Source organism: Acidovorax sp., from assembly GCF_016783915.1.
Taxonomy (GTDB): domain Bacteria; phylum Pseudomonadota; class Gammaproteobacteria; order Burkholderiales; family Burkholderiaceae_C; genus Acidovorax.
In genome coordinates, this window is record NZ_JADHVT010000177.1 from 1 (window position 1) to 8,925 (window position 8,925).

Annotated in this window: 7 protein-coding genes, 1 pseudogene and 1 riboswitch; of the genes and pseudogenes, 5 read left to right on the plus strand and 3 right to left on the minus strand. The window is 66.2% G+C overall.

All coding sequences use genetic code 11. The features are described 5' to 3' along the window. Together ISS20_RS21595 and ISS20_RS21600 are read left to right on the plus strand one after the other, a co-directional pair. Positions 1 to 209: pseudogene (locus ISS20_RS21595) on the plus strand (CoA transferase); the annotation flags it as partial. A 389-nt stretch (positions 210 to 598) separates the two neighbouring features. Further along, on the plus strand, positions 599 to 2,200 hold the full coding sequence (locus ISS20_RS21600) for a methyl-accepting chemotaxis protein (RefSeq protein ID WP_291439430.1): 1,602 nt from the start codon (positions 599 to 601) through the stop codon (positions 2,198 to 2,200). 89 nt (positions 2,201 to 2,289) lie between these two features. Here ISS20_RS21600 and ISS20_RS21605 read toward each other — a convergent pair whose 3' ends face one another. The 3 genes from ISS20_RS21605 to ISS20_RS21615 all read right to left on the minus strand — a co-directional run bounded on the left by ISS20_RS21605 (position 2,290) and on the right by ISS20_RS21615 (position 5,041). Beyond that, complete coding sequence (locus tag ISS20_RS21605) at positions 2,290 to 2,838, minus strand: 6,7-dimethyl-8-ribityllumazine synthase (RefSeq protein ID WP_291439432.1); 549 nt, start codon at positions 2,836 to 2,838, stop codon at positions 2,290 to 2,292. Positions 2,839 to 3,155: 317 nt separating this feature from the next. Beyond that, positions 3,156 to 3,326, minus strand: a riboswitch (FMN riboswitch). Between the two features lie 139 nt (positions 3,327 to 3,465). Beyond that, positions 3,466 to 3,951: a hypothetical protein gene (locus ISS20_RS21610; protein ID WP_291439434.1), complete on the minus strand. Its 486-nt coding sequence runs from the start codon at positions 3,949 to 3,951 to the stop codon at positions 3,466 to 3,468. A gap of 115 nt (positions 3,952 to 4,066) precedes the next feature. Beyond that, a complete protein-coding gene (locus ISS20_RS21615) occupies positions 4,067 to 5,041 on the minus strand; it encodes a LysR family transcriptional regulator (protein WP_291439435.1) in 975 nt (324 codons plus the stop codon). 156 nt (positions 5,042 to 5,197) lie between these two features. Between ISS20_RS21615 and ISS20_RS21620 the strand changes: the two genes are divergently transcribed. From ISS20_RS21620 to ISS20_RS21630, 3 genes are all read left to right on the plus strand, one after another. Then, positions 5,198 to 6,217: a TRAP transporter substrate-binding protein gene (locus ISS20_RS21620; protein WP_291439437.1), complete on the plus strand. Its 1,020-nt coding sequence runs from the start codon at positions 5,198 to 5,200 to the stop codon at positions 6,215 to 6,217. 70 nt (positions 6,218 to 6,287) lie between these two features. Next, positions 6,288 to 8,069, plus strand: coding sequence for an IlvD/Edd family dehydratase (locus tag ISS20_RS21625; RefSeq protein ID WP_291439439.1), 1,782 nt, complete (start codon positions 6,288 to 6,290; stop codon positions 8,067 to 8,069). Positions 8,070 to 8,122: 53 nt separating this feature from the next. Next, on the plus strand, positions 8,123 to 8,925 hold an 803-nt coding region (locus ISS20_RS21630), incomplete at its 3' end, for a fumarylacetoacetate hydrolase (RefSeq protein WP_291439441.1).

The following is an 8,925-nucleotide window of genomic DNA, read 5'->3' on the forward strand; positions in this document are numbered from 1 at the left end:
TGACGCTGTCGCGCTGGAAGGACGGCGAGGCCGCCACCGACAACGTACAGCAGATCACCGGCGTGGCCAGCCCGCTGCGCCTGTCGGCCACGCCACCGGTGCTGCGCAACGCCCCGCCTGCACTGGGCCAGCACACCGACGAAGTGCTGCGCGAGATGGGGCTGGACCCAGCGCGCATTGCGGCGCTGCGGGCCAGCGGGGTTTTGTAGCCAGACCCACACGGCATCGGCCTGCGCGACGCCCCGCCATGGAACGGCCTTGCCCTGACCGGCAAGGCCGTTTTGTTTTCGCTGCCTGAATCCAATCAGGCTCTGGCGCTTATCCATCAAACTCCAATAGCTATCAATTTGAGAACAACGCAAGAGGCTCGCGGCGCCCGCCAGTGCTTGCCCCTCGGCAAAAAAGGCATATACAAAAAATTACACAGCTCTCCATAATGGCAGCGGGAATCTCTCCGGCGCGGCGCACAGCACGCGCTGGTTGACCGAGACGAAAGGCACAGTAGGACAGCCGCCGCAACCTACGGAGGATGTCAGGCTGGGCCGCATGCACCTTGCACCGCCCCAGCGGCGAATCGTGGACCCCACAGGAGTTCTCCATGAAGCTCAGCCTCAAGCTCCCCCTTGCCTTCACCGTGTCGCTGCTTTTGCTGTTTGCGGCGGCGCTGTTTGGCATCAGCCGCCTGAACCAGGCGCTCGACACCTACCAGACCACCGTGGCCCAGAGCTTCGAGCACGAGCGCATGGCGGCGGGCATGCTCAACAACTTCAAGGTGCAGGTGCAGGAGTGGAAGAACGTGCTGCTGCGCGGCAAGGACCCGGCCCAGCTCACGCGCTACTGGGCCGCGTTTGAAAAACAGGAAAAGGCCATCAGGGACGAGGCGCAAAAGCTCATCGCCGCCCTGCCCGCCGGCGAAGGCCGAGAGCGCGTGAGCCAGTTTGCGCAAGCGCACGAGCGCATGGGCGCCGCCTACCGCAAAGGGTTTGAGGCCTTCAAGGCGGCCGACCACGACCCGCAGGCCGGCGACAAGGCCGTGGCAGGCATGGACCGCGAGCCCTCGCAGCTGCTGGACCAGGCAGGCGACCTGATCGCCCAGGCCAGCAGCGCCGTGGCAGAGCGCGCTGCAGGTGCCGCGCAGCGCGCCACCACCATCAGCCTGGTGGTGATGCTGGTGGTGTGCGCTCTGGGCATTGCAGGCGCCATTGCCTTCAGCCGCACCGTGGTGAATCCGCTGGACAACGCGGTGCGCGTGTCGCAGGCCGTGGCCAGCGGAGACCTCACGGTGGCGCGGCAGGTGCAGGGCAAGGACGAAATCGCTCTGCTGCTGAACGCTCTGCACGACATGCAGTTGAGCCTGTCGCAGGTAGTAAGCAATGTGCGCAACAACGCCGACAGCGTGGCCGCCGCCAGTACCGAAATCGCACAGGGCAACAACGACCTGTCAGCCCGCACCGAGCAGCAGGCCAGTGCGCTGGAAGAGACCTCGGCATCGATGGAAGAGCTGAGTTCCACCGTGCAGGCCAATGCCGAAAACGCGCGCACCGCCAATCAGCTGGCCGTGAACGCCAGCACCGTGGCCGTGCAGGGCGGCGATGTGGTGGCCGAGGTGGTGACCACCATGAAGGGCATCAACGACAGCAGCAAGAAGATTGCCGACATCATCAGCGTGATCGATGGCATTGCCTTCCAGACCAACATCCTCGCGCTGAACGCTGCCGTGGAGGCAGCCCGCGCTGGCGAGCAGGGCCGGGGCTTTGCAGTGGTGGCCAGCGAGGTGCGCAGCCTGGCCCAGCGCAGCGCGGACGCCGCCAAGGAGATCAAGACCCTGATCCACGCCAGCGTGGAGCGCGTGGAACTGGGCACCACGCTGGTGGACAAGGCGGGCGCAACGATGAACGAGGTGGTCAGCGCCATCCGCCGCGTGACCGACATCGTGGGCGAGATCAGCGCCGCGAGCAGCGAGCAAAGCGCAGGCGTGGCGCAGATAGGGGACGCCATCACCGAAATGGACCAGGCCACGCAGCAAAACGCAGCGCTGGTCGAACAAAGCGCGGCGGCCGCCGACAGCCTCAAGGTGCAGGCACAGCAGCTGGTGCAGGCAGTGGCGGTGTTCCGGCTGGCAGACACCGACGCCAACACCCCCAGGCAGGCCAGCATGCCCGCACCGGGCCACCGCCAGCCCATGTTGACCGCAGGCTGAAGCGGCGCAGCAGTTTCAAGCCAAATCGGCCAGATTCGCTAGTGGATCATGCGCCAACAGCTACACAAATAGTAGCAACTGACGCCTTCTCAGGCCTCAGCCAGCGCAGGGGTTGCCTGCTGCACGGTGGCCAGCGTGGGCGAGGCCAGCTTGCGCAGGTAGGCCATGGTCTGCAGGCAGGCCTGGGCCACCTCGGTGCCCTTCTTCACGAAATGCTCGCGGAAGAAGCGCACATGGTCCTCGTGGTCATGGAAGTCGCGCGGCGTGAGCACGGCCGACATCACCGGCACCTCGGTGTCGAGCTGCACGCGCATCAGGCCGTCAATGACGGCGGTGGTCACAAACTCGTGGCGGTAGATGCCGCCGTTGACCACCAGCGCACAGGCCACGATGGCGTCGTAGCGCCCGCTGCGCGCCAGCTTGCGGGCCAGCAGCGGAATTTCGAACGCGCCGGGCACGTCAAACAGCGCCACCTGCGCGGGCGGCAGGCCGTGGCGGTCGAACTCGGCCAGGGCCGCGTCGCGGGCCTGGTGCACGATGTCCTGGTGCCAGCTGGCACTGATGATGGCCACGCGGGCGCCACGGTGTGCGGCGACGGGGGCCAGGGGGGAAACGGAAGATGCAGAAGACTGATTCATGGGTTCCTCAAAACAGGTATGGCCAGAATCAGGGCGCGCGCGAACACTGCGCCTGCACAGGGCGGCAAAGGCCTCCCAGCGCTTGCGAGCGGGCTTAAAAAGCACGCAGGCAGACGCCCATGGCCCAGCCACCCATGGCGGGTGCTCTAGGGATGTCCTGCATAACTCCCTGCGGTTCGCGGTAGCGCGGTCTCGGGCGGTCCGCTGCGTTGCTTTTCTTGCCAATAGCCGCGCTATTGGCAAGAAAAGCCGCCTTGCGGCCCATCCCGATCCGCACTACCACGGACTCGCGAGGGATATGCAGGACACCCCTGGTTTCGCGATCTCTTTCATCCGGACTATGACCGTCGGCCCTGGTTTCACACCAGATCTGCTGACCCTGAGGGCATGTTCCTAAGAACAGCACCGCAGGCGCTCGCGGGCTCCTGCTGCCTTTTCAGGCCACAGATACCGCCGGTGGGGAATTTCGCCCCGCCCTGAGAACGCTGTCGGCCCCGAAGGTCATTCGGGGCCGACGACCGGGATTTTAGGTGGCGGGCGCACGGCACGCCGTCGCGAACGCGATTGCCTGCACTGGCAGTGGCGGCTTGTGCGACCTGCACACGGCCGTTTTTTGACGCGGTCTGCTCAACGCACGCGCTGAAACCCGCCTTCGGCCCAGGCCGCAGCACTGGCGGGCGTGAGCTTGAAGCTGGGCGGCGCGGACGCACGCGCCACCTCCTCACCCAGCTCGTCCTGCGCGCTCAGCGTGGCCGTGGCGCCTTCCTCGTCCGGCACGATGGCCAGCGCCACGCGCAGACGCTGCCCGTCAGCGGTAGTGATGTGCACGCTCTTGTTCAGCTGCGCGTGCAGTTGCTGCTCATGGCGGCGCACCACCTCGCTCGCGGTCTTGACCAGGGTGTGGAAGGCCGACACATCCAGCGGTTTGGGGTTCTTCTTGTCACGCCCCATGGTCCAGGGGCCCACCAGCGCGGGCTCGGCCTCGCCCTTCAGCGTCATGGACACGGCCCAGCCGTCGTCATCCTCGTTCTTGATGACCTGTGCCGTCCAGCGCCCATCGCTCCAGCAGCGGGGTTCCTGGATGGTGTCGGGCGTGTCGGGTGCGTCGGTCATGGAGAAAAAGGCCTGGGTTGCGGGAAAGGGCGCAGAGCATAACGGCAGGGCTTGGCCGCCTCAATTTCCAATAACCATTGGTTATCGAAAAGGGCCGTGCATAGCGCGGACCTTGTCACTCTGCCGAAGGGTCCGGCGCCACGCCCGCCGTCTCGCGCAGCACGTCGATGAAAGCCTGCGCCGGAGGGGTGGGCGGCTCGCCCAGCCGGGTGATGAGGCCATAGCTGGGCATGCGGTCAGGCAGCTCGACGGGGATACGCGAAAGCAGCCCCCGGTCCACGTATTTCTGGATCAGCGCAGCGGGCTGCAGCGACATCATGTGGGTGGTGTTCATCAGCTCCAGCGCAAACAAAAAGGACGGCGTCTCCACCACCCCCGCCGTGAGCGCCAGGCCCGCGCCGCCAAACAGGTCGTCCGACACCTTGCGCACCGCCGTGGAGGCGGGGTACAGAATCCACGGCCAGTGCGCCAGCTCGGTGAGCGACAGGTCGGTGGCACCGCGCAGCGGGTGGTGCTGCCCGCCCACCACATGGAGCGGCTCGGCGGACAGGTGCTCATAGTGGAACTGGCTGCGCTGGTCCTCGGTGGTGAAGCGGCCAATCATCAGGTCGATCTTGCGTTCGGCCAGCCAGGCGATGAGCTGGTCGCTGCTCTGCTCCAGGATCTTGATCACCAGCAGGGGCCGCAGGCGCTGTATCTCCACCACCGACGCCACCAGCACATGCGCGGCCGACCCGGTGATGGCGCCCACCGTCACATGGCCATGGCCGCCCTGCTTGAGGGCGTTGAACTCGTCCACAAACTTGCGCTGCCCATCGAGCGCCGCGCTGGCGTAGCGCAGCGTGAAAAGCCCCAGCTCGTTGGGCCGCATGCCACGCGAGAGGCGGTCGAACAAGCGCGCCTCCAGTATCTCCTCGATGTCCATCAGGATCTTGGTGGCCGCAGGCTGCGTGACGTGCATCTGTTCGGCCGTCAGGCGGAGGTTGCGCGTGCGGCCCAGGATGTCCAGAAACTGCAAATGCCGAAAGCGCAGCCGCGCGCAGGCCTGCGCCAAAGACAAGGGTTTACCCGGAAATTCGTCTGGACTCATAAGCGTTTGGAATGGATTGTCGCAAAACATTCAGTGGACCCGCAGAAGCGCGAAACCTAACCTTCGCCTTGCGTTCATGACGGCTTGCCCAAAAAAGCTGCATACGCCAACGGCCTCGCCAGCGGGGTCCCGCCATTCCAACGGAGACAAGACACCATGCAATTCAAGACCCTCGCCAAAACCTTGGCGCTTGCCACCACGCTGCTGGCCGCCCTTTCCCCCCCCGTCGCGGCCCAAGTCAAGGAACACACCTTCAAGGTCGGCATCGGCCTGAGCGACGACCACCCGCAGGCCCAGGCCGTGCGCCACTTTGCCGAGCGCCTGCAGGCCAAGAGCGGCGGCAAGATGAACGCCAAGCTGTTCGCCAGCGGCGCCCTGGGCAACGACGTGAGCATGACCTCGGCCCTGCGCGGCGGCACGCTGGAGATGACGATTCCGGATTCATCCACGCTGATGTCGCTGATCAAGCCCTTTGGCGTGCTGAACCTGCCACTCACCTTCAACACCGAGGCCGAAGCCGACGCCTTGCTCGACGGCCCCTTCGGCCAGAAGCTGCTGGCCATGCTGCCCGACAAGGGCCTGATCGGACTGGGTTTCTGGGAGAACGGCTTTCGCCACGTGACCAACTCGCGCCGCCCCATCAACAAGGCGGACGACCTGGCGGGCCTGAAGCTGCGTGTGATCCAGAGCCCCCTGTTCCTGGACACCTTCAACGCGCTGGGCACCAACGCCACGCCCATGCCGTTTACCGAGCTGTACACGGCCATGGAGCAGTCTGCCGTGGACGGGCAGGAAAACCCGCCCGCCACCATCCTGGCCAGCAAGTTCTATGAGGTGCAAAAGCACCTGGTGCTGTCGCGCCACATGTACAGCGCCTGGGTGCTGCTGATGTCCAAGAAGACCTGGGATAGCCTCTCGGCAGACGAGCGCAAGATCGTGCAGGAGGCCGCCCGCGAGGCTACGCTGTTTGAACGCAAGACCATCCGCGCCTTCAGCGAAACCGCCCTGGGCGAGCTGAAAAAGGCCGGCATGCAGATCACCGAACTGCCCGCCGCTGAGCAGGCCAAGCTGCGCACCAAGCTGCAGCCTGTGCTGGCCAAGTACGGCAAGGAGTTTGGTGAAGAGACCACCAGCGAAATGATGGGTGAGCTGACCAAGGCGCGGGGCGGCAAGTAAGCCACTGGTTCGCTCCCCAGGGCGCAGCTTCCGGCTGCGTCCAGCCCCTCTTTTGCGACGTCTCGATCCCATGACAAAAACACCCCGCCGCCCCTTCCGCTCCCGCGAATGGTTTGCCGCGCCCGAGCGCTCGGACATGACCGCGCTGTACCTGGAGCGGTTCATGAACTACGGGCTCACACCCGAAGAGCTGCGCTCGGGCCGGCCCATCATCGGCATTGCGCAGACGGGCAGCGACCTGTCGCCCTGCAATCGCATCCACCTGGACCTGGCGCGCCGCGTGCGCGACGGCATCCGCGATGCGGGCGGCATTCCGATGGAGTTCCCCGTCCATCCCATCTTTGAAAACTGCCGCCGCCCCACGGCCGCGCTGGACCGCAACCTGGCCTACCTGGGGCTGGTGGAGATCCTGTATGGCTACCCCATCGACGCGGTGGTGCTGACCACCGGCTGTGACAAGACCACGCCCGCGGGCATCATGGCCGCGTCCACGGTGGACATCCCGGCCATCGTGCTCTCGGGCGGACCGATGCTGGACGGCTGGCACGAAGGGCAGCTGGTGGGCTCGGGCACCGTCATCTGGCGCAGCCGCCGCCAGCTCGCGGCGGGCGAGATTGATGAAGAAGAGTTCCTGCAGCGCGCCTGCAGCAGCGCACCGTCGGCGGGCCACTGCAACACCATGGGAACGGCCTCCACCATGAACGCCGTGGCAGAAGCCCTGGGCCTGTCGCTGCCGGGCTGCGCGGCCATCCCGGCGCCCTACCGCGAACGCGGCCAGATGGCGTACGAGACCGGGCGGCGCATCGTGGAGATGGCGTATGAAGACCTGCGCCCCTCGCGCATCCTGACGCGGGAGAGTTTTTTGAACGCGCTATCTATCGTCAGCGTGGCGGGCGGTAGCAGCAACGCGCAGGTGCACATCATGGCCATGGCGCGGCACGCGGGCGTGCAGCTGGACGCGCAAGACTGGACCGACCACGCCTACGACCTGCCCCTGCTACTGAACATGCAGCCTGCGGGCCAGTTCCTCGGCGAGCGCTTCTTCCGCGCAGGCGGCGTGCCCGCGCTGATGTGGGAGCTGCAGCAAGCGGGCAAGCTGCATACCGATTGCGCCAGCGTGACAGGCAAGACGGTGGGCGAGAACCTGCAGGGCCGCGAAACCCATGACCGCGAGGTGATCCGCCCCTTCGCCAACCCGCTCATGCAGAAGGCGGGGTTCATGGTGCTCAGCGGCAACCTGTTCGACTTCGGGATCATGAAGACATCGGTCATCTCCGAAGCCTTTCGCCAACGCTACCTCAGCCAGCCGGGCGCTGAAGGCATCTTTGAAGCCCGTGCCGTGGTGTTTGAAGGCGCGGACGACTACCACGCGCGCATCAACGACCCCGCACTGAACATTCACGAAGGCTGCATCCTGGTGATGCGCGGCGCGGGCCCCATCGGCTGGCCCGGTTCGGCCGAGGTGGTCAACATGCAGCCGCCCGATGCGCTGATCAAGCGTGGCATCAACACCCTGCCGACGCTGGGCGACGGGCGCCAGTCAGGCACGGCGGACAGCCCGTCCATCCTGAATGCATCGCCCGAGAGCGCCGTGGGCGGAGGCCTCTCCTGGCTGCAAAGCGGCGACATGATCCGCATCGACCTGAACACTGGGCGCTGCGATGCCCTCGTGGCGCCTGAGGAGATCGCACGCCGACAACGTGACCTCCCCGCCCCGCCCGTGCCTGCGAGCCAGTCGCCCTGGGAGGCGCTGTACCGCGAAAAGACGGGGCAACTGGCCGACGGCGCCACGCTGGACTTTGCGCTGGGCTTCCAGCGCATTTCCGAAAAGACGCCACGCCACAACCACTGACAACCAACGGGTGGGCCACCGGCGCCTACGCGGACTTTTCTGAAGGACTCTCCATGAACAACATGACGGCAGCGGCAGTTGCCGAACGGGCCCGTGCGCCCCAGACCGCATTGCAAGTACTCCCCGACGATGGTCTGCAGGGCACACTGGTAGGCCGCGTGTGGGCGCCCCATGGCGCCGTTCCCGGCCCGGCGGTGGTGGCACTGCGGCCTGAGGGTGTGTTCGACCTGAGCGCGCACTACCCCACCATGAGCACGCTGCTCGACACCCTGGCGCCCGCCGAGGCGGTGCGTGCGGCCACCGGCCAGTACCTGTGCAGCGTGGAAGACCTGCTGGCCAACAGCCTGCCCGGCACGCGCGACACCAGCCGCCCCTGGCTGCTGGCCCCGTGCGACTTGCAGGTGGTGAAGGCTGCGGGCGTGACGTTTGCCGCCAGCCTGATCGAACGCGTGATCGAAGAGCAGGCGCGCGGCGATGCCACCCGCGCGCAGGGACTGCGCAGCCAGGTCATCGGCCTCATCGGCCAGAACCTGGCGGACATTCGCCCGGGCTCGCCCGAGGCCATGCGCCTGAAAGCGCTGCTGCAAGACAAAGGCCTGTGGTCGCAATACTTGGAAGTGGGCATCGGCCCCGATGCGGAGGTGTTCACCAAGGCGCCGGTGCTGGCCTCGGTGGGCTGCGGCGACGACATCGGCATCCGCTCCGATTCGGCCTGGAACAACCCCGAGCCCGAGGTGGTGCTAGCGGTGAACAGCCGGGGCCAGATCGTGGGCGCCACGCTGGGCAACGATGTCAACCTGCGCGATATCGAGGGCCGCAGCGCCCTGCTGCTGGGCAAGGCCAAGGACAACAACGC

Bases quoted from the DNA above. Each gene is read 5' to 3' on its own strand.
- ISS20_RS21620 (WP_291439437.1), top strand. From the start codon at position 5,198: ATGCAATTCAAGACCCTCGCCAAAACCTTGGCGCTTGCCACCACGCTG.
- ISS20_RS21625 (WP_291439439.1), top strand. From the start codon at position 6,288: ATGACAAAAACACCCCGCCGCCCCTTCCGCTCCCGCGAATGGTTTGCC.
- ISS20_RS21605 (WP_291439432.1), bottom strand. From the start codon at position 2,838: ATGAATCAGTCTTCTGCATCTTCCGTTTCCCCCCTGGCCCCCGTCGCC.
- ISS20_RS21600 (WP_291439430.1), top strand. From the start codon at position 599: ATGAAGCTCAGCCTCAAGCTCCCCCTTGCCTTCACCGTGTCGCTGCTT.
- ISS20_RS21615 (WP_291439435.1), bottom strand. From the start codon at position 5,041: ATGAGTCCAGACGAATTTCCGGGTAAACCCTTGTCTTTGGCGCAGGCC.
- ISS20_RS21610 (WP_291439434.1), bottom strand. From the start codon at position 3,951: ATGACCGACGCACCCGACACGCCCGACACCATCCAGGAACCCCGCTGC.